The sequence below is a fragment of the Cellulomonas alba genome, from assembly GCF_030362835.1.
In the GTDB taxonomy this organism is placed as follows: Bacteria; Actinomycetota; Actinomycetes; order Actinomycetales; family Cellulomonadaceae; genus Cellulomonas; species Cellulomonas alba.
The window spans coordinates 1,982,751-2,006,422 of sequence record NZ_JAUCGQ010000001.1; the positions used below are offsets into that span (position 1 = coordinate 1,982,751).

23 protein-coding genes are annotated in these 23,672 nt (G+C 75.2%); 14 read left to right on the top strand and 9 right to left on the bottom strand.

Annotation, left to right across the window (positions count from 1 at the left end; genetic code table 11):
• Positions 1–128: 128 nt before the first annotated feature.
• Both QRT04_RS09095 and QRT04_RS09100 read right to left on the bottom strand, forming a co-directional pair.
• A complete protein-coding gene (locus QRT04_RS09095; protein WP_289454894.1) occupies positions 129–935 on the bottom strand; it encodes a LolA-like protein in 807 nt (268 codons plus the stop codon).
• A gap of 121 nt (positions 936–1,056) precedes the next feature.
• Positions 1,057–1,863: a VOC family protein gene (locus tag QRT04_RS09100; protein ID WP_289454895.1), complete on the bottom strand. Its 807-nt coding sequence runs from the start codon at positions 1,861–1,863 to the stop codon at positions 1,057–1,059.
• 407 nt (positions 1,864–2,270) lie between these two features.
• Between QRT04_RS09100 and map the strand changes: the two genes are divergently transcribed.
• Positions 2,271–3,035 carry a type I methionyl aminopeptidase gene (gene map, locus QRT04_RS09105; RefSeq protein ID WP_289454896.1) on the top strand — a complete coding sequence of 255 codons (765 nt, stop codon included), beginning with the start codon at positions 2,271–2,273 and terminating at the stop codon, positions 3,033–3,035.
• A 102-nt stretch (positions 3,036–3,137) separates the two neighbouring features.
• Here map and QRT04_RS09110 read toward each other — a convergent pair whose 3' ends face one another.
• The 3 genes from QRT04_RS09110 to QRT04_RS09120 form a co-directional block, all read right to left on the bottom strand.
• The gene (locus QRT04_RS09110; RefSeq protein ID WP_289454897.1) at positions 3,138–3,968 is read right to left on the bottom strand and encodes an ABC transporter permease; all 831 of its coding nucleotides are present in this window, start codon (positions 3,966–3,968) and stop codon (positions 3,138–3,140) included.
• Positions 3,965–4,972, bottom strand: coding sequence for an ABC transporter ATP-binding protein (locus QRT04_RS09115; protein ID WP_289454898.1), 1,008 nt, complete (start codon positions 4,970–4,972; stop codon positions 3,965–3,967). Before QRT04_RS09115 ends, QRT04_RS09110 begins: the two co-directional genes overlap by 4 nt.
• A 161-nt stretch (positions 4,973–5,133) precedes the next feature.
• On the bottom strand, positions 5,134–5,805 hold the full coding sequence (locus QRT04_RS09120; protein ID WP_289454899.1) for a PadR family transcriptional regulator: 672 nt from the start codon (positions 5,803–5,805) through the stop codon (positions 5,134–5,136).
• A 135-nt stretch (positions 5,806–5,940) separates the two neighbouring features.
• Here QRT04_RS09120 and QRT04_RS09125 point away from each other — a divergent pair, with 135 nt between their 5' ends.
• A complete protein-coding gene (locus QRT04_RS09125; protein ID WP_407653578.1) occupies positions 5,941–6,465 on the top strand; it encodes a low molecular weight protein-tyrosine-phosphatase in 525 nt (174 codons plus the stop codon).
• Between the two features lie 308 nt (positions 6,466–6,773).
• On the opposite strand, the gene QRT04_RS09130 is transcribed toward QRT04_RS09125, so the two are convergent.
• Positions 6,774–8,297, bottom strand: coding sequence for an MFS transporter (locus QRT04_RS09130; RefSeq protein ID WP_326522459.1), 1,524 nt, complete (start codon positions 8,295–8,297; stop codon positions 6,774–6,776).
• A gap of 147 nt (positions 8,298–8,444) precedes the next feature.
• Here QRT04_RS09130 and QRT04_RS09135 point away from each other — a divergent pair, with 147 nt between their 5' ends.
• The 8 genes from QRT04_RS09135 (at position 8,445) to QRT04_RS09170 (ending at position 14,860) form a co-directional block, all read left to right on the top strand.
• The gene (locus QRT04_RS09135; protein WP_289454901.1) at positions 8,445–9,041 is read left to right on the top strand and encodes a TetR/AcrR family transcriptional regulator; all 597 of its coding nucleotides are present in this window, start codon (positions 8,445–8,447) and stop codon (positions 9,039–9,041) included.
• A 151-nt stretch (positions 9,042–9,192) separates the two neighbouring features.
• Positions 9,193–10,371, top strand: a complete 1,179-nt coding sequence (locus QRT04_RS09140; RefSeq protein ID WP_289454902.1) for a pyridoxal phosphate-dependent aminotransferase — start codon at positions 9,193–9,195, stop codon at positions 10,369–10,371.
• A 278-nt stretch (positions 10,372–10,649) separates the two neighbouring features.
• Entirely contained in the window at positions 10,650–11,756 is a 1,107-nt protein-coding gene (gene moeB / locus QRT04_RS09145; RefSeq protein ID WP_289454903.1) for a molybdopterin-synthase adenylyltransferase MoeB, read from the top strand.
• Between the two features lie 54 nt (positions 11,757–11,810).
• On the top strand, positions 11,811–13,040 hold the full coding sequence (locus QRT04_RS09150) for a molybdopterin molybdotransferase MoeA (protein WP_289454904.1): 1,230 nt from the start codon (positions 11,811–11,813) through the stop codon (positions 13,038–13,040).
• Positions 13,037–13,510: a cyclic pyranopterin monophosphate synthase MoaC gene (gene moaC / locus QRT04_RS09155; RefSeq protein WP_289454905.1), complete on the top strand. Its 474-nt coding sequence runs from the start codon at positions 13,037–13,039 to the stop codon at positions 13,508–13,510. The genes QRT04_RS09150 and moaC overlap by 4 nt, the downstream gene beginning before the upstream one ends.
• Positions 13,507–14,367 (top strand): molybdenum cofactor guanylyltransferase, encoded by an 861-nt coding sequence (mobA, locus tag QRT04_RS09160; RefSeq protein WP_289454906.1) that lies wholly within the window; start codon positions 13,507–13,509, stop codon positions 14,365–14,367. The genes moaC and mobA overlap by 4 nt, the downstream gene beginning before the upstream one ends.
• Complete coding sequence (locus QRT04_RS09165) at positions 14,364–14,630, top strand: DUF6457 domain-containing protein (RefSeq protein WP_289454907.1); 267 nt, start codon at positions 14,364–14,366, stop codon at positions 14,628–14,630. The genes mobA and QRT04_RS09165 overlap by 4 nt, the downstream gene beginning before the upstream one ends.
• Positions 14,627–14,860 (top strand): MoaD/ThiS family protein, encoded by a 234-nt coding sequence (locus QRT04_RS09170; protein ID WP_289454908.1) that lies wholly within the window; start codon positions 14,627–14,629, stop codon positions 14,858–14,860. The genes QRT04_RS09165 and QRT04_RS09170 overlap by 4 nt, the downstream gene beginning before the upstream one ends.
• A gap of 37 nt (positions 14,861–14,897) precedes the next feature.
• On the opposite strand, the gene moaA is transcribed toward QRT04_RS09170, so the two are convergent.
• From moaA to QRT04_RS09185, 3 genes are read right to left on the bottom strand one after another with little or no spacing between them, the layout of a single operon-like run.
• Positions 14,898–15,884 (bottom strand): GTP 3',8-cyclase MoaA, encoded by a 987-nt coding sequence (gene moaA, locus QRT04_RS09175; RefSeq protein WP_289454909.1) that lies wholly within the window; start codon positions 15,882–15,884, stop codon positions 14,898–14,900.
• Positions 15,881–16,306 carry a molybdenum cofactor biosynthesis protein MoaE gene (locus QRT04_RS09180; protein ID WP_289454910.1) on the bottom strand — a complete coding sequence of 142 codons (426 nt, stop codon included), beginning with the start codon at positions 16,304–16,306 and terminating at the stop codon, positions 15,881–15,883. The genes moaA and QRT04_RS09180 overlap by 4 nt, the downstream gene beginning before the upstream one ends.
• Positions 16,303–16,794: a MogA/MoaB family molybdenum cofactor biosynthesis protein gene (locus QRT04_RS09185; RefSeq protein ID WP_289454911.1), complete on the bottom strand. Its 492-nt coding sequence runs from the start codon at positions 16,792–16,794 to the stop codon at positions 16,303–16,305. The genes QRT04_RS09180 and QRT04_RS09185 overlap by 4 nt, the downstream gene beginning before the upstream one ends.
• Positions 16,795–16,931: 137 nt before the next feature.
• On the opposite strand from QRT04_RS09185, the gene QRT04_RS09190 reads away from it, so the two are divergent.
• From QRT04_RS09190 to QRT04_RS09205, 4 genes are all read left to right on the top strand, one after another.
• A complete protein-coding gene (locus QRT04_RS09190; protein ID WP_289454912.1) occupies positions 16,932–21,314 on the top strand; it encodes an FtsK/SpoIIIE domain-containing protein in 4,383 nt (1,460 codons plus the stop codon).
• A 178-nt stretch (positions 21,315–21,492) separates the two neighbouring features.
• Positions 21,493–21,789, top strand: coding sequence for a WXG100 family type VII secretion target (locus QRT04_RS09195; RefSeq protein ID WP_289454913.1), 297 nt, complete (start codon positions 21,493–21,495; stop codon positions 21,787–21,789).
• Between the two features lie 82 nt (positions 21,790–21,871).
• Complete coding sequence (locus QRT04_RS09200; RefSeq protein WP_289454914.1) at positions 21,872–22,159, top strand: hypothetical protein; 288 nt, start codon at positions 21,872–21,874, stop codon at positions 22,157–22,159.
• Positions 22,156–23,670, top strand: coding sequence for a hypothetical protein (locus QRT04_RS09205; RefSeq protein WP_289454915.1), 1,515 nt, complete (start codon positions 22,156–22,158; stop codon positions 23,668–23,670). The genes QRT04_RS09200 and QRT04_RS09205 overlap by 4 nt, the downstream gene beginning before the upstream one ends.
• Positions 23,671–23,672: the final 2 nt, after the last annotated feature.

Consider the following 23,672-nt stretch of genomic DNA (forward strand, 5'->3'; position numbering starts at 1 on the left):
CCGGTGACGGGTCGCATGCGCGCCACGCCGAGCATCGCCACCACCTCCGGACGATCCCATCGAGCCCGGCGACAACGGGCTCGATGGGTGTTCGGTGCCGCCGTCCCGACGGATGGCTGCGCGAACACTCAGAACGGCGAGTCGGTGATCTCGTCCGCGCTCGGCGCCGTGACGGGGGCGCCCGCGCCCCAGTGGCTGAACGTCATGTCGACCGTCGTGCCGAGCACCGACGTCGTCACCTTGCGCAGCCGGTTGTCGGGGCCGACCCAGTAGCGGTAGGTCAGCGTGGCCGGGAGCTTGACGTCCGTCGAGCCGAGCTGCGACTGCAGCGACGCGATCTTGCTCGTGTCGAGCGTGACGTCATAGGGCTGCGCGGCGACGCCGTCGAGCTGGACCGGCGCGCCGGCCTTCGCGACGCTGACGACGGCGCCCTGGATCTCCCGGATGCTCTGCGCCGGGTCCGACTGCTGGGTGAGCTGGTCGAACGACGAGGCGAGCGGGTTCGACGTGTCCTTCGGGTCGATGACGAAGAACTTGCCCTTCGTCAGCTGCGGCATCGACATGTACGCCTTGCCGCCCACGAACCGCATCTCGATCGTGCCCTGGTCCGCGATGTCCATCGTCATGGCGAGGGTGGGCGTCGCCGCCGACGTCCCGACCTCGGCCGAGCCGCGCGCCGTGACGGCCTGACCCTGCGCCGTCATGTTCATGGTGAAGTCGTAGCTCGCGGCCTTCGTCATGGCCGCACCGAGCGTGTCGGCGAAGGTCGCCGCGGTCAGCTCGACCGGAGCGGTCGGCGTCGGCGTGGCCGAGGCGCCGGCGTGGGCACGCGTGGGGTCGGCGGCCGCATCGTGGCTGCCGGCGTCGCAGGCGCCGAGGAGCGCGACGACGGCGACGCTCGCGGCGACGGTGAGGACTCGGACGGGACGACGCACGGGACTACCCCCTGGGTGTGCTCGTCCGGCTGAGGCCGCCGGCGGACGAGCACACCGTCGCGGCCGCCAGCAGGATGCCATGCGCGCCGGCCCGGCGTCCGCGACTCTGCACCGGCTGGGGCTAACCGGCCGCGTCGAAGAAGCAGAACGGGTGACCCGCCGGGTCGATCAGCACGCGCACGTGCTCCTGCGGCTGGAAGTCCGCGAGCCGCGAGCCGCACGCGAGCGCGTGCTCGACGCCGCGCGCGAGGTCGTCCACGAGGAAGTCGGGGTGCAGCTCCATCTGCTGGTGGTCGTCCGTCGCGGGCCACACCGGGGGCCGGTACCGCGGGTCGGACGAGAACGACAGGCCGGAGCCGCCCGCCGGCGGCCGGAGCTGCGCCCAGTCCTCGTCCTCGGAGACGCGCGTCCAGCCGAGCAGACGCTCGTAGAAGTCGGCGAGCTCGCGCGCGTCGAGGCACTCGAGCACCGTCGAGACCAGCGTCACCTCGATGTTCGCGTGGCGGGTCGGCGTGGGCAGGCGCGGGGCGGCGTCCCGGCGCGCGTCCGAGACGGTGGCGCCGCTCGTCAGCGGGCTCTCGTGGTGCGGCTCGTAGAGCCCGAGCGTCGCGCCGCTCGGCAGGGCGATGCTCGTGACGAGCCCGTAGCCCGCCTCGCGCGGCGGCGCCTCGGGCTCGACGCCGCGACGGGCGAGGTCGGCGAGCGTGCGTTCCAGGTCGTCGCACATCAGGAACAGCGTCGCGCCCTGACCGAGCAGGCCGCTCGCGCCCGGGTGCACGCCGAGCTCCGCGGGCGGCAGGCCGAAGATCAGCCAGCCGTCGCCCGACGCGGCGTCCTCGACCCACGGCCAGCCGAGCCGGTCGCGCAGGAACTCACGGTCCGCGGCGGGGTCGTCGCTGGGCAGCAGCACGTGGAAGCCGGTGATCACCGGACAAGGGTCGGGGCGGTCGCGGGGGGCCGCCACCGGAACGCGATCGCGGGCAGCGAAATCGGTTGGACCTGGCGCGGGGCCGGACGTACCGTCGTCGAACACGGGAAAGGAGGTGGTCCGGAACATGAAGTCTTCCAGGACGCGTGAGGTGGCTGTCCGCTAGTCGCCCCAGTCTCGGGACGGATTGCCGATCCGCCCGCAGGCCCCCGGACCACCGGGAGGGCGGCGAGCGAATCTCCGGCAGTCACCGAAGCCCGTGGGAGCCGCGACCTCGTCCATCGCGGCAGGGCCCCGTCAGGGGTTCCGGCCCACGGGCTCTCCCGTGCCCGGCGACGGGTCCGCAGTGGCGGACCGCGCGAGGGAGCGCGGGCGAGGATGCCCGCCGGCCGTGATTGGCTGGGTCCATGGCTCTCAAGACCGCCGCCGAGATCGACCAGATGCGCCCGGCCGGGAAGTTCGTCGCCGGGGTGCTCTCCTCGCTGCGCGACGTCGCCCGCACCGGCATGACGCTCGCCGACCTCGACGCGCACGCGCACCGCATGATCGACGACGCCGGCGCCCGCTCGGTGTACCTCGGCTACCACCCGTCGTTCGGCGCGATGCCCTACCCCGGCGTGCTCTGCACCTCCGTCAACGACGCGGCGCTGCACGGGCTGCCCTCGTCGTACGTGCTGCAGGACGGCGACGTCTTGAGCATCGACTTCGCGGCCGAGGTCCAGGGCTGGGTCGCGGACTCGGCGCTGACGTTCCAGCTCGGCACCACGACGCCCGAGGCGCAGCGGCTGATCGCCGCGACCGAGCGCGCGCTCGACGCGGGCATCGCCGCTGCGCGGGCGGGCGCGCGGATGGGCGACGTCTCGGCCGCGATCGGCGCGGTCGGCGCCGCCGCCGGGTACGGCATCAACGGCGACTTCGGCGGGCACGGCGTCGGGCGCACGATGCACGAGGAGCCGCACGTGCCGAACCTCGGCCGGCCTCGCTCGGGGCTCAAGCTCAAGCCGGGGCTCGTCATCGCGATCGAGCCGTGGTTCATGGCGGGCGGCGACGACTACCTGATCGACCCCGACGGCTGGACGATCCGCACGGCCGACGGCTCGCTGGCCGCCCACGCCGAGCACACCGTGGCGGTGACGAAGGACGGGCCCGTCGTCCTCACGGCTCGCGACTGACGGTCGCGTACCGGACGTGCGGCCGGGCGCTCGACTCCCGGAGTGTCGTCGGCGTGTCCCCGCAGGGGCGGCGCCTCGGCCGCACGTTCGGTCCGGCGGGTGCTACAGCGACCGCTGGTACGCGTGCATCGCATGGACCGACCACCACGCGACCAGCGCCGCGAGGACCGCGAGCCACAGGCTGCGCGTGCCCACGAGGCCCCAGTCGACGTCGGTCGACATCGCCGTGCGCGCGGCCTCGGTGGCCCACGTCAGCGGGTTGTAGCGGGCGGCGGTCTCGACCCAGCTCGGCAGCAGCGCGGGCGGCATGAGCGCAGTCGACACGAACGTCGCGGGCAGCACGATGATCGTCGAGATGCCGATCAGCGCCGTCTGGTCGCGCGCGAGCAGCGCGACGGCCGCCGACAGCGAGCAGAACGCGGCCGCGAGCAGCAACGACACGCCGAGCGCCACGGCCATGCCGACGAGCCCGCCGTCGTACCGGGCACCCGCGAGCCAGCCGATCCCGATGACGCACACGCCCTGCACGAGCGAGACCGCGAGCTGCTGGACGAGCTGCCCGGTGACGAGCGCCGACCGGTGCACCGGCGAGGACAGGAGCCGGTCCATGACGCCCGAGCGGATGTCGTCGATGAACCCCGTGCCGGCCCACGCGCCCGAGTAGAGGACCGTCATCATGACGATCCCGGGCACCAGGAACGTCAGGTAGTCGGCGCCACCGAACCCGGGCAGGTCGCCGACCGCGCTGAACACGTTGCCGAACAGCACGATCCAGATGACGGGCTGGACGATCGCGACGCCGAGCCCCCACGGCTGGCGCAGCAGGTTGACGAACCAGCGCCACGAGACGTGCGCGACCTGCGCGGGCCACGAGGCGTCGCGCGCGGTGGTCGGGGCCGGTGCCGTGGTGCGGTCGAGGGTCGCGGTGCTCATCGCGCGGCCTCCTTCGAGGTGGCGTCGGCTGCGGTCCAGGAGCGGCCGGCATGACGGAGGTAGACGTCGTCGAGCGTCGGCCGCGAGACCGCGACCGCGCCGTGCCGGACGCCCGCGTCACGCAGCGCCGCGATCACCGCGGCGACGACGGCCGAGCCGTCCGGGGTGCGGGCCACGAGCCGGCCCGTCGGGCCCTCGACGTGGACGACCGCGTCGTCGAGACCGGCGACCCGCGCGGCCGCGGAACGGACCGCGTCTGCGTCGGGCTCGACGAGCTCGACCGTCAGCGTGTCGCCCGCGAGCGTCGACTTGAGCTCGTCGGGCGAGCCGGCGACGACCACCCGGCCCTGGTCGACGATCGACACGGCGTCGGCGAGCCGGTCCGCCTCCTCGAGGTAGTGCGTGGTGAGGACGACGGTGAGCGCGTCCTCGCCGGCGAGGCGCCGGATCTCCGCCCACATCGACGCGCGCGCCTCCGGGTCGAGGCCAGTGGTGGGCTCGTCGAGGAACAGCACCTGCGGCCGGTCGACGAGCCCGAGCGCGACGTCCAGCTTGCGGCGGGTGCCGCCCGAGAGGCAGGTGGTGCGACGGTCGGCGGCCTCCCCGAGGCCGAACCGGTCGACGAGCTCGCGCGCCCTCGCGGTCGCGTCAGCCCGGGACGCCCCGCGAAGCCGGGCGGCCATCGCGAGGTTCTCGCGCGGGGTGAGGAGGCCGTCGGCGCCCGTGCCCTGCGAGACGTACCCGATCCGGCGGCGCACGGCCGCGGCGTCGCGCGCGACGTCGAACCCGGCGACCCGTGCCGTGCCCTCGGCCGCCCTGGCGAGCGTCGTCAGCACCTTCGTGGTGGTGGACTTGCCGGCGCCGTTCGGGCCGAGCAGGCCGTGGACCGTGCCCGCGGGCACGGCGAGGTCGAGCCCGTCGAGGGCTCGGACGTCCGGTTGGCCGCGGCCTCCCGGGTAGGTCTTGACGAGGCCGTGGGCGTCCACGGCGAGGTCGAGCGGCATGGTGCTCCCTCTGGTCGGGCCGTCCGGGGGACGGCCGGTGAGTCCGACCGAGGCGCCACCTATGCTGATTCGTGCGGCGGATCGCGCAGGTGTTCCTGGTCGGTTCGTGGTCGGTCGGCCCGGGTGTTCCAGCACCTGGGCCGACCTGTTTCGCCGCCCGGCTAGGGGCCGGAGCGCACGGACTGGATGTACGCGGTGACCGCCTCCTCGACGGCCGTCTGGTCGATGCGGCCGTCGGGGCCCGCGTCGGCGTGGAAGCGGCGCCACAGGTCGACGCCGGGGTAGGTGCCGTCACCGAGCCGCGTGACGAGGTCGGTGACGAAGTCCAGCTCGGCGCGCAGCAGCGCGCCTTCGAACTCGGACTCGACGGTGAACAGCGGCGGGAGCCCGGTGGCGACGGCCTCGTCGAGCGAGCCGCGCAGCGCGGCCTGCCGGCGCTCGAGCGCGACCACGCGCAGGCGGAGCAGGCGCACCGCGTCGTCGGGCGGCAGCAGCGGCAGGAACGAGAGCGCGGCCTCGAACTGCGGGAACTCCTTGGTCGGCGTCCGCAGCAGGTCGCTCAACCAGTCGACGACCTCGCGCGAGCCCTCGTCCGTGATGCGGTACACGGTCCGCTGCGGGCGGTTGCCCTCGCGCTCGGTCGACGCGGCCGCGACGAGGCCGTGCTTCTCGAGCGAGTCGACCACCGAGTAGAGCGAGCCGAAGTTGAGGCGTACCGACTCGTCCTTGCCGCGCTCGCGGAGCGTCATCGACATCTCGTACGGGTGCATCGGGCGCTCCCAGAGCAGCGCCAGCACGGCGAGCGCAAGCGGGTTGCTGCGGCTGCGGGCCACGTCTGCGCCTCCTGTCCGATGTCGAATGCTCTAACCAGAATATATCGCGTTTGTATCGCGTCAAGCCCCGTCGGCGATCGGCTCGGGGACACGGTGCGCCCGCTGCGCACCGACCCGCGCCGGTCGTCCGGGAGGATGGGCGCCGTGCCGTACCGCGTCATGACCGTCTGCACCGGGAACATCTGCCGCTCGCCCATGGCCGAGGTGGTGCTGCGCGAGCGCCTTGCGGCCGCCGGCCTCGACGGCGAGGTGGTCGTCGACTCGTCCGGCGTGAGCGACGAGGAGGAGGGCAACCCGATCGACCGGCGCGCGCGTGCCGTGCTGCGGGAGCACGGGTACCCGACCGCCGACCTGCACCGCGCCCACCAGGTGACAAGCGCCGAGCTCGAGTCGCGCGACCTGGTCCTGGCGATGACGGCGACGCACGCGCGGGCACTCCGGCGCCTGGCCCCCACGCCGGAGGCCGCGGAGCGCGTCGTCCTCTACCGCTCGTTCGACCCGGCGGCGCCCGAGGTCGCGCCTGGCGGCCCCGAGTACCTGCTCGACATCGACGACCCCTGGTACGGCGGACAGCGCGAGTTCGAGGCGTGCCTCGCGCAGGTCGAGGCCGCCGCCGACGGCATCGTCGACCACGTCCGCGCGGCGCTCGGCGCGGACTGACGGCCACCGCGCTCGCCGCGCGGCGCTCGGCACTGACCGCCCCGCCGCCACCGGTTCGACGATCGGCGCCACCCGCTGCGCGGCCTGGCCTCCTCCCCGGGCGCCCGCGGCCGGAGCCCAGTCCGTGAGTCTCGCCGGTTTCCGCGAATCGCGACTCGCGGAAACCGGCGGGACTCACGGCGCCGACCGGAACTCACGGCGCCGGACCGGTGGCAGTAGGGATCGGCGCCGCGCCGTCAGCGAGCACGACTGAGGCCCGGGCCGCGTCCCTCCACGCGTCCCGGGCCTCCGCCTGGTGTGTCGTCCGGTCAGTCGACCGTGACGGCCTCCGCGAGCTCGAGCTCCGCCTCGAGCTCCTCGTCGATCGCGCGGGCCAGCCGGCGCACGCGCTCCTGGCGCAGCGACGGGGTCGCCACCGCGAGCAGCACCACGGTCGCCGCGAGGAGCAGCGCCGAGACGAGGAACGCCCGGTCGGCCCCGGCGACGAACGCGTGCTGCGCGACCTCCGCCGGCGTCGAGCCCGTCGGGTGGGCGTGCCGCGCGCCTGCGGCGCCGACCGTCACGAGGACCGCGAGCCCGACGGACCCGCCGACCTGCTGCGCCACGTTCACCAGGCCCGACGCGGCACCCGCGTCACGCGGCTCGACCCCGACCAGACCGGCCGCCGTGAGCGGCACGAACGCGAGCCCGTTGCCGGTGCCGAACAGCAGCAGCGGGACGAGCACGGCGACGTAGCTGCTGTCGACCGTCAGCCGGGTGAGCAGCAGGATGCCGACCGTCGAGATCGTCAGGCCACCGACCATGAGGGTCCGCATGCCGACGCGCTCCATGAGCCCGGCGGAGATCCGGGACATCACGAACAGCATCACCGTGAGCGGCAGGAACGCGAGGCCCGTCACGAGCGGGGTGTACCCGTAGACGTCCTGCAGGATCTGCGTCAGGTAGAAGAACATGCCGAACATCGCGGCGACGAGCAGCACCCGGCCGGCCAGCGCCGAGGCGCGGGTGCGGTCGGCGAACAGGCGCAGCGGCGTGATGGGCGCCGAGACGCGCAGCTCGATCGCGATGAACGCGGCGAGCAGCACGGTGGCCGTGACGAACGCGGTGACCGCCTCGGTGTCGGACCAGCCCTCGGTCGCCGCACGGACGAAGCCGTAGACGAGCGACGTCATGCCGACGGTCGCCGTGGCGGCGCCCGCGATGTCGAACCGGCCGGGGTGACGCGGCGTCTCGGTGAGCGCCATGCGCGCCACGAAGATCAGCGCGATGCCGATCGGCACGTTGACGAACAGCACCCAGCGCCACGAGACGTACTCGGTGAGGATGCCGCCCGCGATGAGGCCGACGGCCGCGCCGCCGACCGAGACGGCCGAGAAGTAGCCGAGCGCGCGGGCGCGCTCGCGGCCCTCGGGGAACCGGCCGATCAGGAGGGCCAGGCCGGACGGCGCAGCGAGTGCCGCGCCGATTCCCTGGACGGTGCGCGCGGTGAGGAGTTGGCCGGGCGACTGCGCGAACCCGCCGACGAACGAGGCGAGCACGAACAGGCCGACACCGACGAGCAGCATGCGACGACGACCGAGCAGGTCGCCCGCGCGCGCTCCGAGGAGCAGGAGCCCGCCGAACGCGAGCGTGTAGGCGTTGAGCACCCAGGACAGGCCGGTCGGCGTGAAGCCGAGGGCGCGCTGGATGTCGGGGAGCGCGACGTTCACGATCGTCGCGTCGAGCACGATCATGAGCTGCGTGGTGAGGATGGCGATGAGGACGAGAGCCGGCGAGGCGGTACGAGACCGGGTCGTGGGATTCGTCGAAGGCACAAGAGCTGGGGCAGACACGCGGACCTCCGCGTCGTAGGATTGTCTGAAGTGGAGAGAGCCTCCGGATACGAAGGACTATACGGAGGCATCCTCCGGTTACGCAACCGTTCTGTCGACCTGTTTTCCTGACGGGGTTCCGACGGGTCGAGGGAGAGGTGGAGGAACGTGAGCCAGGGCACGACGACGGCGACGCCGTCGGCCAGCCGGCCGCTGCGGGCCGACGCTGCACGCAACCGCCAGCGCCTGCTGGAGGTCGCGGCCGACGCGTTCGCCGAGCACGGCACCGAGGCGTCCCTCGAGGACATCGCGCGGACCGCCGGCGTCGGCGTCGGCACGCTCTACCGGCACTTCCCGACGCGCGCCGACCTCATCGCCGAGGTCTACCGCGCGAGCGCCGACGAGCTGTGCGCCGATGCCGACCGCCTGGCCGCGGAGCTCCCGGCGCGGGACGCGCTCGACGCGTGGCTGCTCGGCTTCGTCGGCTACGTGGCGCGTAAGCGCGGCATGGCGTCCGCGCTCAAGGCGGCGCTCGGTCCGGAGTCCGCGGCGGTGTTCCACACCGCGCGCGGCAAGTTCGAGGCGACGGCCGGTCGGCTCATCGAAGCCGCGCAGGTCGACGGCTCGATCCGCCGCGACGTCGAGCCGTCGGACGTCATGCGTGCCGTGTCGGGCGTCTGCATGGCGCAGGCCGAGGCGCAGGACCCCGAGCGCGCGCGCCGCGTCATCCGGCTGATCCTCGACGGGCTCCGCTACCAGGGCTGAGAGCCCGTTCCTCGCGCGCATCCGGCCGTCCTTCGCGGTGGGGTGTCGTCACCCGTATGACGAGCGGGGCGTGCCGATTTCGACAGCGCGGGGGCCGACGGCGGCGGACCCCGCCCGGCGTCGCCCCGGCGAGGTCCGGCAGGATGACGGCATGAAGGTCTCGTCGCGCTCGCACGTGCCGCCGTTCGCCGTGATGGAGATCCTGGCCGCGGCCAACGCACGCCGGGCCGCGGGCGAGCACGTCATCAACCTCTGCGCGGGCGAGCCGTCGACCGGCGCGTCGGACGTGGTCCGGCAGCGCGCGGTCGAGCTGCTGACCGCCGGCGACCTGGGGTACACCGAGGCGCTCGGGGCGCCCGGGCTGCGCGCCGCGATCGCCGACCACTACCGCCGCTGGTACGACGTCCACGTCGACCCGGCACGCATCGCGGTGACGACGGGCTCGTCGGGCGGGTTCCTGCTGGCGTTCCTCGCGGCGTTCGACGTGGGCGACCGCGTGGCGCTCGCCGTGCCCGGGTACCCCGCGTACGCGAACATCCTCGCGGCGCTCGGGTGCGAGGTCGTCACCCTGCCGTGCGGGCCCGAGACCCGGTACCAGCCGACGGTCGCGCAGCTCGCGGCGCTCGACCGGCCCGTCGACGGCCTCGTGGTCGCGAGCCCGGCCAACCCGACGGGCACGATGATCGCCCCCGACGAGCTCGCGGACCTCGCGGCGTGGTGCGGGGACAACGGCGTGCGGCTCGTCAGCGACGAGATCTACCACGGCATCACGTACGGCTCGGCGCCCGAGACGGCGACCGCGGCGCACCACCTCGGCAGCGGCGCGATCGTCGTGAACTCGTTCTCCAAGTACTGGGCGATGACGGGGTGGCGGCTCGGCTGGTTGGTGCTGCCGGACGACCTCGTGGCGCCCGTCGACGCGCTCGCCGGCAACGTGGCGCTGTGCCCGCCGGCGCTCGCGCAGCACGCGGGCGTCGCGGCGTTCAGCGAGGACGGGCTGGCCGCGGCGCGCGCCAACGTCTCGCGATACGCGTTGTCGCGCGCGCTGCTGCTCGACCGGCTGCCCGAGCTCGGCTGGTCGCGGGTCGCGCCGGCCGACGGGGCGTTCTACCTGTACGCGGACGTGTCGTCGTCGGGGCTCGACTCGCGCGTCTGGTGCGCGCGGCTGCTCGACGAGGCCGGTGTGGCGCTGACGCCGGGCACCGACTTCGACCCCGTGGACGGGCACCGGTGGGTGCGGCTGTCGTTCGCGACGTCGGTCGACGTGGTCGGCGAGGCGGTCGACCGGATCGTGGCGTGGCAGGCGACGCTGGGGGCCGGGCGGGGCTGACGCCGGGACGCGGCCGCGCCGCGATGCCGGTGCGGGCCCGGGTGGGCGGAAGGTACAGGCGAGCGCCGCGGGTGCGGGTGTGCCAGTGGTGCGGGCGAGAGCGCCGCGAACGACGTGTCGGACCCGCGACGCGCGGCGAGCCGACGCTCGGCCACACCCTTCGTACGCGCCGATGGGTTGTCCGTGCGCTGGGCGCGCGAGTATCGCGCCGCCCGACTGGCGGCACGGGGCCGTGCGCGGGCGTCCGGGACCGGTCGGGGCGGGGTTACCGTGGCCGGGTGGAGCCCCTGGTCGAGCCCGGACCGCCGCTGACCGCCGAGCAGGTCGAGCGCTCGTCGCGGCACCTGCTGCTGCCGGGCGTCGGCGACGCGGGGCAGCGACGGCTGCGCAACGCGCGGGTGTGCGTGGTCGGCGCGGGCGGCCTCGGCGCCCCCGTGCTCCAGTACCTCGCGGCGGCAGGGGTCGGCGCGCTGACAGTGGTCGACGACGACGTCGTCGACGCGTCCAACCTGCAACGCCAGGTGATCCACGGTGTCGCGGACGTCGGCCGGCCCAAGGTCGACTCCGCGCGGGACGCGATCGCACGGATCGACCCCTCGATCGAGGTCCGGGCCGTCCGCACGCGCCTGACCAGCGCCGACGTCGACACGGTGCTCGCCGGCCACGACCTCGTCGTCGACGGCACGGACAACTTCCCGACGCGCTACCTGGTCGACGAGGCGTGCGAGCGGCTCGGCGTGCCCCTCGTGTGGGGGTCGGTGCTGCGGTTCGACGCGCAGGTGTCGGTGTCGTGGGCGGCCGCGGGCGTCACGATGCGCGACCTGTTCCCCTCGGCGCCCGAGGACGGGCTCTCGTGCGCGGAGGCCGGTGTGCTCGGCGCGCTGTGCGGGCAGGTCGGCTCCGTGATGGCGACCGAGGTGGTCAAGCTCGTCACCGGGATCGGTGAGCCGCTGCTCGGACGGGTGCTCGTTGTGGACGCGCTGCGCGCGCGGTGGTCCGAGGTGCCGGTGCGCGTGCGGCCCGCGGCTACGCGCCCGTCGGTGCGGAGCGCGCCGGAATCGCCCGCGGCCGCCCGTTCGATCGACGCCGCGACGCTCGCGGATCGGCTCGCCCTCCGCACCGACGGTCGCGACCGGTTCGAGCTCATCGACGTCCGCGAGCCTGCGGAGGCCGCGCTCGCGTCGATCCCCGGCGCCCGCCTCGTGCCGCTCGCGCGCGTGCTGGACGGCTCGGCTCTCGACGAGCTGCCGCGGGACCAGGAGATCGTCGTGCACTGCGCGGTCGGTGCGCGGTCCGCCGCGGCGGTCGAGGTGCTGCGCGCCGCGGGGTTCGAGGCGACGAACCTCGAGGGCGGGATCCGCGCCTGGCAGGCGACCGGTCGCTGACGCCTGACCCACGCGCGGTCCGGGCGCGCCGGCCGCGCGTGGAAGGATCGAGGCGTGCGGACGCTGACCGAGCACCAGGACGCCGCGCTCGCGCTGGCCGCCCCGCTGCCGCCGGTCGAGGTCGGCCTCGCTGACGCGCTCGGACTGGTCGCGGCGCAGGACGTCGTGGCCGACGCGCCGCTGCCGCGGTGGGACAACTCGGCGATGGACGGCTTCGCGGTGCGCGCCGCGGACGTGGAGCCCGCGAGCCCCGACACCCCCGTCACGCTCCGGGTCCTGGACGACGCGCCGGCCGGTGCGCCGTCCAGCGCGACCGTCGAGCCGGGCACGGCGATCCGGATCATGACGGGCGCCCCGCTGCCCGCGGGTGCCGACGCCGTGGTGCCCGTCGAGCAGACCGACGCGGTGTTCCCGCAGGTCACGCCCACCGTGCGGATCCGGGCGGGCGTCCCGCGCGCCATGCACGTGCGTCGCGCCGGCGAGGACGCGCGGCCCGGTGACGTCGTCGTCGCCCGCGGCACCCTGATCGGCGCGCCTCAGGTGGGCGCGGTGGCGTCGGTCGGCCGCGACCGGCTGTCCGTCCACCGGCGGCCACGCGTCGCGGTGGTGGCGACGGGTGACGAGCTCGTCGCCCCGGGCGAGCCGCCGGCGCACGGTCAGCTGCCCGACTCGAACTCGTGGCTGCTCGCCGCGGCCGTGCGCGAGGCCGGCGCGGACCCCGTGCGGCTCGGCCCGCTGCCCGACGACCCGGACGCGCTGCTCGGCGCGCTCGCGCGGCTCGACGACGACCCGACGATCGACGCCGTCGTGACGAGCGGTGGCGTGTCCGCCGGTGCGTTCGACGTGGTCAAGGCGGCGCTCGCGGGGACCGGCGTCGAGTTCGTCGCCGTCGCGGTGCAGCCCGGCAAGCCGCAGGGGCTGGGCCGCCTGCCCGCCGGAACGCCGTTGTTCGCGCTGCCGGGCAACCCGGTGAGCGTCTACACGTCGTTCGAGGTGTTCGTGCGGCCGGCGCTGCTGCGCATGCGCGGCGTGGACGTCGCGGACGTGCGGCGCACCGAGGTCGTCGCGACCACGGACGACGGCTGGCGGTCGCCCGCGGGTCGCGCGCAGCTGATGCCCGTGCGGTTCGTCGCGCCGGACCGCGTGCGGCGTGCGACGGACGGCGGGTCGGGGTCGCACCTGGCGACTCGGCTCGCGCTGGTGGAAGGGCTGGCCGTCGTGCCGGCCGACGTGGACGAGGTCGCGGCCGGCGACGTGCTGCGCGTGCTGAGGGTGAGGACATGAGCGGGTTCACGCATCTGGACGACGCGGGCCACGCGCGGATGGTCGACGTGACGGCCAAGCAGCCGACCGTCCGGTCGGCGACCGCGTCGGGGCGCGTGCTCTGCGCGCCGGACGTCGTGGCGGCGCTGCGTTCCGGGGACGTGCCCAAGGGCGACGTGCTCGCGGTGGCGCGGGTCGCGGGCATCGCGGCCGCGAAGCGCACACCGGAGCTGCTGCCGCTCGCGCACGTGATCGGCGTGCACGGCGTCGTCGTCGACCTCACCGTGCAGGACGACGGGGTCGCGATCACCGCGACCGTGCGGACCGCGGACCGTACGGGCGTCGAGATGGAGGCGCTGACGGCCGTGTCGGTCGCGGCGCTCGCGGTCGTCGACATGGTCAAGGGCCTCGACCGCTCGGTGCGGATCGCCGACGTGCGGCTCGAGGCCAAGTCCGGTGGGCGGTCGGGCGAGTGGCGGCGCGAGGGGTGACGCCGCCGCCGGACCCCGGCAGGACCGGCGCGTCGATCCCGTACGACGCCGTGGTGCTCGCCGGCGGGCGCGGGTCACGGCTCGGGGGCCCCAGCAAGCCCGAGGTGCTGGTCGCCGGGCGTGCGCTGGTCGACCACGTGCTCGACGGCGTGCGGGACGCGAGGCGGGTGGTCCTCGTCGCACCCGCGTCGGTGGCGCGAGCAGGCGTGCCGACGGTGCTCGAGGACCCACCGGGCGGCGGCCCGGTCGCAGGGCTCGCCGCGGGGCTGGCCGCGCTCACCGACGACGGCCTCGCGACCCCCACCGCTGCGGTCGCGGCCGACGTCGCCGGGCTGACCCCCGCTCGGGCCGCGACCGCAGGTGACCTCGCGCCCGACGTGGTGGTCGTGCTCGCCTGCGACGTGCCGCGTGCCGGGAGCGCGGTGCCTGCGCTGGTGGCCGCCGCCGCGGCGGGCGGCGTCGACGGCGCTCGGCTCGTCGCCGCCGACGGGTCGGTGCAGCCGCTCGTCGCCGCCTATCGGCGTGGTCCGCTGACGGCGGCGCTCGAGGCGTTGGCCTCGACCCACGGCGTCTCGATGCGCCGCGCGCTCGCGGGCCTCCGGCTCGTCGACGTGCCCGACCTCGACGACGCCTCACTGGACGCGGACACCTGGGACGACGTCGCCCGGCTGCGTCGCGCGCCGTGGTGGCACGATCAGGAGGACGGACCGCCCCCGGCCGCGCGCTCCGGTGCGGGTCCCGCCGGGTCTCCGGCGGCCCAGCCGGCCGACGAACCCGCGCAGGCCGCCCCGACCGGCCAGGCCGGGCGACCCGACCATGCCGACCATGCAGCCCCGACGGATGGAGCCCGACGATGAGCGACGACCCCCGCCGCGCCCCCGGCGCCGACCTGCCCGACTGGGTGGCGAGCCTGACGAGCGCGCTCGGCGTCGACGCGGCGCTGGTCGACGTGGACCGGATCCTCGACCTGGCCAGCGACGTCGCGCACGGCGTGGCACGCCCGGCCGTGCCGGTGTCGCTCTTCGTCGCGGGCTTGGCGGCCGCCGGCGGGTCGGACCCCGCGCCGATCCTCGACCGCGTCGCCGACCTCGCTACCGCATGGGGTGACGAGGCCGAGTGATCCGCGTCCGGTACTTCGCCGCCGCCGCCGAGGCCGCGGGGCTCGACGAGGAGGCCCTGCCGTCGGGCACGTTCGCCGAGGTCAGGGCCGCGATCCTGGCGCGTCACGACGCGCTGCAGGCCGTGCTGCCCCGATGCGCGCTGCTGGCCGACGGCGAGCGCCCGGCCGACGACGAGCACGTGGCCGACGGCGTGACGCTCGACGTGCTGCCACCGTTCGCCGGCGGCTGACGGGAGCGCCGCGACACGGCGCCGCGAGGGCGGTGCGTCAGCCGCCGATCGCGCTCATCGGCCGGTCCGGCTGCACGAACGTCGGCTCGCCGATGTCGTGCCCCGCCTTCTTGCCCGCGAGGCAGCGACGGTAGGCGTCGGCGATCGCGTCGTCGTCCGCACCCTCGCGTATCAGGTCTCGCACGTCGGTCTCGGTGCGCGCGAACAGGCAGGCGCGGAGCTGGCCGTCGGCCGTCAGGCGCAACCGGTCGCACGCGGAGCAGAACGGCGCCGACACCGACGCGATGACGCCGACGGTCGCCGGGCCTCCGTCGACGTACCAGAGCTCGGCGGGCGCGGCGCCACGGCCCGGCACCTCGGTCAGCGTGAACGCCGACGACAGCCGGTCGAGGATCTCGGCCTGCGTCACCATCGCGTGCCGGTCCCACGTGTGGCCGCCGTCGAGCGGCATCTGCTCGATGAACCGCATCTGGTAGCCGTGCTCGACGGCGAACCGGGTCAGGGCGACGATCTCGTCGTCGTTGACGCCGCGCATCGCGACCGCGTTGAGCTTGATCGGCGCGAGGCCCGCGGCATCCGCGGCGGCGAGGCCCGCGAGCGTCTCGACGAGCTTGTCGCGGCGCGTCAGCTCGCGGAACTTCGTGCGGTCGAGCGTGTCGAGGCTGACGTTGACGCGCGCGAGCCCCGCATCTCGCAGAGGCGCGGCGAGCGACGGCAGGCGGAGCGCGTTCGTCGTCAGCGAGAGCTCGACCGGCAGCGCCGCGAGGCGCCGCACCACGTCGATCACGTCGACCCGCAGCAGCGGCTCGCCGCCGGTGAGGCGGATCTCGTCGATGCCGAGCCCGACGCCGACCCGCGCGACCCGGACCAGCTCGTCGGTGCTCAGCATCGTGTCGCGCGCCAGCCACGGCACGCCCTCCGCGGGCATGCAGTACGTGCACCGCAGCGAGCAGCGGTCGGTCAGCGAGATGCGCAGGTCGCGGTGCCGCCGGCCGAACCGGTCGACCAGCTCGCCGGCCGTCACAGCCCGACCCAGTGGTGCGTGCCGTCCGCGAGGATCTCGCGCTTCCAGACGGGCAGCTCCGCCTTGACGCTCTCGACCAGGGCGCGGCAGACGTCGAACGCCTCGGCCCGGTGCGAGGTCGCGACCGCCGCGACGATCGCCGCCTCCCCCACCGCGAGCCGGCCGACGCGGTGCGACACCGCGAGCCCGAGGACGTCCGCCTCGGCGCCCGCCTTCTGTGCGAGGCGCCGCAGCACGTCGGCGGCGTCCGGGTGCGCGCTGTACTCGAGCGCGACGACGCGTCCCGTCACCGACGGGTCGTGGTCCCGCACCTGACCCACGAACGTCGCCACGGCGCCGGCCGACCCGTCCGCGGCCCGGCTCGCGTGTTCCACGTGAAACAGCAGGTCGAGCGGCTGGTCGGAGATCGTGCTCCAGATCATGCGTGGTCACCTCCGACGAGCTGGTCGAGCACGTGCGGCAGCAGCGGCAGGAGTGCGTCGAGCCCCTCGGCCACGCCGTTCGGCGATCCTGGCAGGTTGACGACGAACGAGCCGTCGCCCGTGACCCCGACCAGGCCGCGCGAGAGAGCCGCTGTCGGCACGGCCGACGACCGGCGCAGCAGCTCGGCCACGCCGGGCAGCTCCTTCACCAGCAGGTGGCGCGTGCCCTCGGGGGTCTCGTCGCGCGGACCGACACCGGTGCCACCGGACGTCACCACCACGCGGGCGCCCTCGGCGACGGCGTCCCGGATCGCGCGCGACACCTCGGGCGCGCCGTCCGGGACCACGCGGGCGGCGCCCACGGCGTAGCCGGCCGCCGTCAGCCGCTCGACGGCCACCGGGCCGCTGCGGTCCTCCCGCTGACCGGCGGCCGACCGGTCGGACACGACGACCACCGCCGCGCGCACCGCCGGACCCGTTGCTGGCATCTGTCCAGCCTACGAGGCGCGTCCGGTGCCCGGCTCGCCAGTCCCGTGGAAACCGGGTCCGCCGCGCGTTCACTCGGACGCCGGGCCCGCGACGTCGCCGACCTGGCTACCCTCCCTCGGGACGAAGGGGACGACGGGTGCGCACACGGGTCACGCTCCGCAGAACGGGCGGCGTCACGGCCGACCTCACCATCACCACCGACGCGGGTGCCACGATCGGCGACGTCGCCGAGGCGATCGCACGGTCCGAGGGGCTCCCCCGGACCGAGGGCGTCACGATGCTGGTCGAGCCGCCCGAGGGCGGTGAGGCGCGCACGGCCGTGACCCGGTCGAGCCTGGCCGACGCGGGGCTCCGTGCCGGTTCGACCATCGCGGTCGTGCCGGCGTCCGACCGGTACGCCGAGCCGGGCCTCGATCCGCGGCTCGCGTTCGCGCGGCTGTCCGTCGTCACCGGGCCCGCCGCCGGCCTGCACGTCGACCTGCCGCAGGGCGTCACGACGATCGGGCGCGGCGAGGCCAACGACGTGCGGCTCGCCGACCAGATGGTCTCGAAGCTCCACGCGCGCCTCGTGGTCGGCGAGACCGTCGAGGTCGTCGACGCCGGCTCGGCGAACGGCGTCGTGATCGGCGGGAGCCGCGTCGAGCGCGCGGTGCTCAGCGCGTCGGACTACGTGCTGCTGGGCGAGAGCGTGGTGCGCGTCGAGCGCCTGCGACCCGCGGACACCCGGGGTGGCGACGGTGCCACGCTGCGGTTCAACCGCTCGCCCCGCGTCGTCCCGACGTACGAGGAGCGGACGGTCGAGGCGCCGGCCGTGCCCGACCCGGCGTCACCGGGCCGGTTCCCCCTCGTCGCGCTGGCGGCGCCCCTCGCGATGGGAGCCGTGCTGTACGCGACGACGCGCAGCACCCTGTCGCTCGTGTTCGTGGCGCTGAGCCCGCTGATCATGGTCGGCACGTGGCTCGACAAGCGGATCACGGACCGCAAGCGGCTCGCGCAGCTCACGGCGGACTTCCACGACGGACTGACCCGGCTCGAGTCGGAGCTGACCACCGGCCAGGAACGCGAGCGCGAGGTCCGGCTCACGGAGATGCCCTCGACGGCCGACGTCGTGGCGTCCGCGGTCGAGCTGGGCTCCCTGCTCTGGTCGCGCCGACCGGAGCACGCGGGGTTCCTGCGCGTGCGCGTCGGCCTCGGCGCCGCGCCGTCGCGCACCGCGCTGAAGCTCCCGCCACGCGGCAAGGCCGTCGCCGAGCTGCGCGCCGAGCTCGAGCAGCTCGCCGAACGGTTCGAGCAGGTCGACGGCGTGCCCCTGGTCGTGGACCTGCGCGAGTCCGGCGCGGTGGGGGTGGCCGGCCCGCGCGAGATCGCCGACTCGGTGGCCCGGTCGCTGGTCGCGCAGCTCGCGTGCCTGCACTCGCCCGCGGAGCTCGTCGTCACCGGCATCGCGTCGGCGGCGAGCTTCGCGCGGTGGGACTGGCTGAAGTGGATGCCGCACGTCGACTCGCCGCACAGCCCGATCGGCGGCATGCACCTCGCGTCGAGCCCGGGTGCCGCGGCCACCCTCGTCACCCGGCTCGAGGAGCTGGTCGCGGCGCGCGCGGCGGGAGGCGCGCGGACCGGCACGATCCCGGCGGTGCTCGTCGTGGTCGAGGACGACGCGCAGGCGGACCGGGGCCGCCTCGTCCGGCTCGCGGAGGACGGCCCGGCGGTCGGCGTGCACGTGCTCTGGTGCGCCGCCGAGCCCGAGCGCCTGCCCGCGGTGTGCCGCGCGTTCGTCGCGGTCGAGACGGACGGCTCGATGCGGCTCGGCGCGGTCGGGACGGGGCGGTGGACGCCGGTCGGCTGCGAGCTGCTCGACGTCCCGACGGCGACGGACCTCGGCCGCCGGCTCGCGTCCGTGGTGGACGCCGGCGCGCCGGTGATCGACGAGTCCGACCTGCCGCGGAGCGTCGGCTACCTCGCGCTCGCGGGCTCGGAGATCGCGCAGGACCCGACCGCGGTGGTCGAGCGGTGGCGGGAGACCGGGTCGCTGGTCGACCGTTCGGGCGCGCCGCCGGTGCGACGGCGGCAGGACGCCGGGCTGCGCGCGCTCGTCGGGCTCGGCGCCTCGGGCGAGTTCGTCCTCGACCTGCGCAGCCAGGGCCCGCACGCGCTGGTCGGCGGCACGACCGGAGCGGGCAAGAGCGAGTTCCTCCAGTCGTGGGTGCTCGGCCTCGCCGCGGCGCACAGCCCCGACCGGATCTCGTTCCTGTTCGTCGACTACAAGGGCGGCGCGGCCTTCGCCGACTGCGTCGACCTGCCGCACACGGTCGGGCTCGTCACGGACCTGTCGCCCCACCTCGTGCGCCGCGCGCTCACGAGCCTGCGGGCCGAGCTGCGCCACCGCGAGCACCTGCTCAACCGCAAGAAGGCCAAGGACCTGCTGGCGCTCGAGCGGCTGGGCGACCCCGAGACGCCGCCCGCGCTCGTGATCGTGGTCGACGAGTTCGCGGCGCTCGTGTCCGAGGTGCCGGAGTTCGTCGACGGGGTCGTCGACGTCGCGCAGCGCGGTCGCTCGCTCGGGCTGCACCTGATCCTCGCGACGCAGCGGCCGGCGGGAGTCATCCGCGACAACCTCCGCGCGAACACGAACCTGCGCGTGGCCCTGCGCATGGCGGACGAGCACGACTCGGTCGACGTGCTGGGCTCGCCGCTCGCCGGCCAGTTCGACCCCGCCGTGCCGGGTCGCGGCGCGGTCCGCACCGGTCCCGGCCGCATCGCGCTGTTCCAGGCCGGCTACGCCGGCGGCCGCACGTCGGCCGTCGCGCGGCGCGCGGCGGTCGGCATCGAGTCGCTCACGTTCGGCGCTGGCGAGACGTGGGACGTCCCCGCCGCCCCCGCGGCCGTCGAGGTCGACGACGCGGGGCCGACCGACATCGCGCGGGTCGTCCGCACCGTGCGGGCGGCGGCGCAGGCCCAGCGCGTCCCGGCGCCCCGCAAGCCGTGGCTGCCCGAGCTGCCGGGGCTCATCGACGTGGCGGAGCTCGGCCGGTCGACGGACGAGGCGTTGACCCTCGGCGTCGCCGACGTCCCGTCCGAGCAGGCGCAGCGCGTGCTGCACTACCGGCCCGACGTCGACGGCAGCGTGGTGGTGCTCGGCACGAGCGGCTCGGGCAAGTCCACCGTGCTGCGGACGATGGCGGCCGCGGCGGGTGCGGCGAGCGGCGGCCCGGTGCACGTGTACGGGCTCGACCTCGGCGCCGGCGGGCTCGCCATGATCGACGTCCTGCCGCACGTCGGGTCCGTGGTCGACGGATCCGACACCGAGCGGGTCACGCGCCTGCTGCGGCGGCTGCGCGACGACCTCGACGAGCGGGCCGCGCGCTACGCGCAGGTGCATGCGGGGACGATCACCGAGTACCGAGCGCTCGCCCGCCGGCCCGACGAGCCGCGCATCCTGCTGCTGCTCGACGGCCTCTCCGCGTTCCGCGACGCGTACGAGGCCGACGCCGGCCGGACGCTCGTCTGGAGCGCGTTCCAGCGGGTCGTCGCCGAAGGCCGGCCGCTCGGCGTGCACGTCGTCATGGCGGGCGAGCGCCCGGGTGCGCTGCCGACCTCGCTCGCCGGGTCGGTGCAGCGCCGGCTCGTGCTCCGCCAGGCCGACGAGGCGACGTACGGCGTGCTCGACGTGCCCAAGGACGTGCTCGGGCCGTCGTCGGCACCGGGGCGCGGGGTGTTCGCGGGCGAGCACGACGAGCTGCAGGTCGCGGTTCCGGGTGGCGCCGCCGCCCCCGCCGAGCAGGCGCAGGCGCTCGAGCGTCTCGCGGAGCGGATGCGCGCCGACGGCGTCGTGCCCGCGCCGCCGGTCCGCCGGCTCGCGAGCTGGGTCGACCTGGCGGCGCTGCCCGAGAGCGTCGACGGGCTGCCGGTCCTCGGCGTCGCGGACGACACCCTCGAGCCGATCGGGTTCGAGCCGCACGGCACGTTCGTGCTCGCCGGCATGCCCGGCAGCGGCCGCACCACGGTGCTGCGCACGCTCGCGACGTCCATGCGGCGGGCGATGCCCGACGCGCGGCTGTACTACGTCGGCAACCGCCGCTCGCCCGTGCATGCGGCGGGCGTCTGGGACGACGTGGCGCTCGACCCCGAGCAGGCCGCGGCGCTCGCCCGCGCGATCCTGCCCGACCTCGGCGAGCTCGCGGCACCCGACAAGCCCGTCGTGGTGGTGGTCGAGACGCTGTCCGAGTTCCTCGGCGGCCCGGCCGAGCAGGTGCTCGCCGAGGTCGTGAAGACCGCGCGACGCAACGACCACTTCGTGCTCGCCGAGGGCGAGACGGGCGCGTGGGGGTCCTCCTGGCCGCTCGTCGCCGACGTGCGGGGCGGCCGTCGGGGCCTCGTCCTCCAGCCGGACCACCTCGACGGCGACACGCTGTTCCGGACGCCCTTCCCGCGCATGGGTCGGGCCGAGTTCCCGCCGGGCCGCGGTGTGTACGTCGAGCAGGGACGGCTCCGGCGGGTCCAGGTGCCCGTGGCGGAGTGAGCGCCGCGGCTCTCGTCGCGCCCGGCTGCCGCTCTCGCGGGCCTCGAGCAACCGAACGGGTGACAGGCGGTGGACATCGCGGGCGTTTCGTCCGTTCGGCCCGCTACGGTGCTACCCGGCGGGTGGGCCGCCGGTGCTTGTCGCGGTCGCGGGGGCACGACTCGACGTGGAGGTTGTGATGGCGAACCTGAATGTCTCGTACCAGGAGATGCGCGACGCGGCGTCGCGGCTGACGACCGGTCAGGACGAGATCACCTCGAAGCTCAACGAGCTGAAGTCGTTCATCGAGTCGCTGATCAGCTCGGGCTTCGTCACCGACCAGGCGTCCGTGGCGTTCGGCGAGTCCTACCAGCAGTTCACGCAGGGCGCGACGAGCACGGTGGCCGCGCTGACCAACCTGGGCGACTACCTGCGCAAGGCGGCGCAGACCCTCGAGGACGCGGACACGCAGCTGGCCTCCGGCCTGCGCGGCTGATCCGACTGGACACCTGGCCGGCGGGCCGCGCGGACGACTGTCCCGCGGCCCGCCGCCGTCCCGCCCGGCGAAGGAAAGCGCGATGACCGACCTTCAGCTCGACACCGCCCAGCTCCAGGAAGCCGGCCGCACGCTCCGCACGGTCGCGACGGAGTTCCACGACGCGAACGCCCGCAGCGACTCGGTCGCGGGTGCCGTGGGCCACGACGGCCTGCGCGACGCGATCCACGACTTCGCGCACGGCTGGGACGACACGCGCGCCGACATGGTCGACGCGATCGCGGGCCTCGCCGACGCGTGCCAGGGCATCGGCGACGGCTTCGAGAAGATCGACACCGACTTCGCCGCCGCGCTGCGGGGTGACGCGTGAGCCGGCCGGCGCACTGGTACCCGCTCGCGGGAAGCGACCCCGTCCCGGGCGACCCGAGCGTCGTCGCGCAGGCGGCGTCCGACTACGCGAGCGTCGCGGACGCGATCAAGACGGCGGCCGACCGGCTCCGAGCGATCGCCGACCTGCGCGCGAACACGTCGAAGGCCGTCGCCGCGGTGGCGGACAAGGCGTCCGACGTGGCAGGCAAGATCGACCGGGCGCACGGCCGGTACGTCGCCGTCGGGCAGGCGCTGGGCACGTACGCGTCCGCACTGTCGCGGGCGCAGTCGGACTCCCTCCAGGCGTACTACGACGCGCAGGCGGCGCAGTCGGACCTCGACTCGGCGGCGGCCCGCGTCACGCGCGCGTCGACCGCCGCCGACTCGGCGCCGGACACGGCGACCGACGACGACCTGGCACGGCTCGACCGTACGTTGACCTCGGCCCGGCACGACCGCGACGACGCCGACGCGGCGCTCGCCGCGGCCCGGCGCAAGCTCGACGCGGCGACCGACGACCGCGACCGCGCGGCACGCCAGGCCACCGAGACGATCCGCGACGCGGTCAAGGCCGACGGCCTCAAGGACTCGTGGTGGAAGAACTTCACCGCGACCATCGCGCCCTACTGCGCCGTCATCTCGAAGATCGCGGGCATCATCGCGTCGGTCGCCGGCGTGCTCGCCCTGGTGCTGTGCTGGGTGCCCGTGCTCGGCGAGGTGCTGGCCGCCGTCGCCGCGATCGCCACGGCCGTCAAGCTGCTCGCGGACCTCGGGCTCGTCGCGGACGGCAAGGGCTCGTGGGGCGACGTCGGCTGGGACGTGTTCGCGCTCGCGACGTTCGGTGCGGGTCGCGTGCTGGGCGTCGCTGCCCGCAGCGTCGGGACCGGCAGCCGCGCGGTCGCGCGGATCGAGGGCACCGCGCTCATGCGGTCGATGTCGCGCCTCCAGCGCGTCAACGCGGGGCTGCCGCGGCAGGCGGGTCCGAGCGCGTTCCGCTCGCTGCTGGGCGAGGGCGCGCCAGCGTCGCGGCTCGTGGCGCGGACGCAGCTGCGCACGTCGGCCACGACGTTCCTCGGCGCGCTCCGCCAGGGCAGCACGTGGGAGACGCTGCACCCGAAGGAGATCTTCGGCCTCTTCACGCGGCTCGACGAGATCAGCTTCGGCCAGGGGGCGCAGAACCTCGGTGCGGGTCTGCGCGACTGGCGCGCGATGGCGGGCGCGCTCCAGGGCGACACCGCGCTGACGAACCTCGGCACCGGCGTCGGCCAGACGTCCGCCGTGATCCTCGAGCACTCGACCGGCGCGCGGGCGGCGATGACGAACGCGAACGTGGCGTTCACGGCGCTGTCGGGCTTCACGACCCTGGGGAGCGTCGACACCACCGTCGGGATCCGCGGGATGGTCGACGCCGTGCACGACGGCACGCCGCTGTCCGTCTCGATCCTGTCGCCGTTCACGGACGTGCCGTCGCTGTGGGCGCCCAGCCCCGTGGACCGCCTGCACCTGCCGTGACA

Coding starts and splice junctions, on each gene's coding strand:
- QRT04_RS09180 (WP_289454910.1), bottom strand. CDS start 16,306: ATGATCTGGAGCACGATCTCCGACCAGCCGCTCGACCTGCTGTTTCAC.
- QRT04_RS09195 (WP_289454913.1), top strand. CDS start 21,493: ATGGCGAACCTGAATGTCTCGTACCAGGAGATGCGCGACGCGGCGTCG.
- QRT04_RS09140 (WP_289454902.1), top strand. CDS start 9,193: ATGAAGGTCTCGTCGCGCTCGCACGTGCCGCCGTTCGCCGTGATGGAG.
- QRT04_RS09125 (WP_407653578.1), top strand. CDS start 5,941: ATGGGCGCCGTGCCGTACCGCGTCATGACCGTCTGCACCGGGAACATC.
- moaC (WP_289454905.1), top strand. CDS start 13,037: ATGAGCGGGTTCACGCATCTGGACGACGCGGGCCACGCGCGGATGGTC.
- QRT04_RS09110 (WP_289454897.1), bottom strand. CDS start 3,968: ATGAGCACCGCGACCCTCGACCGCACCACGGCACCGGCCCCGACCACC.
- map (WP_289454896.1), top strand. CDS start 2,271: ATGGCTCTCAAGACCGCCGCCGAGATCGACCAGATGCGCCCGGCCGGG.
- QRT04_RS09185 (WP_289454911.1), bottom strand. CDS start 16,794: ATGCCAGCAACGGGTCCGGCGGTGCGCGCGGCGGTGGTCGTCGTGTCC.
- QRT04_RS09115 (WP_289454898.1), bottom strand. CDS start 4,972: ATGCCGCTCGACCTCGCCGTGGACGCCCACGGCCTCGTCAAGACCTAC.
- QRT04_RS09200 (WP_289454914.1), top strand. CDS start 21,872: ATGACCGACCTTCAGCTCGACACCGCCCAGCTCCAGGAAGCCGGCCGC.
- QRT04_RS09165 (WP_289454907.1), top strand. CDS start 14,364: ATGAGCGACGACCCCCGCCGCGCCCCCGGCGCCGACCTGCCCGACTGG.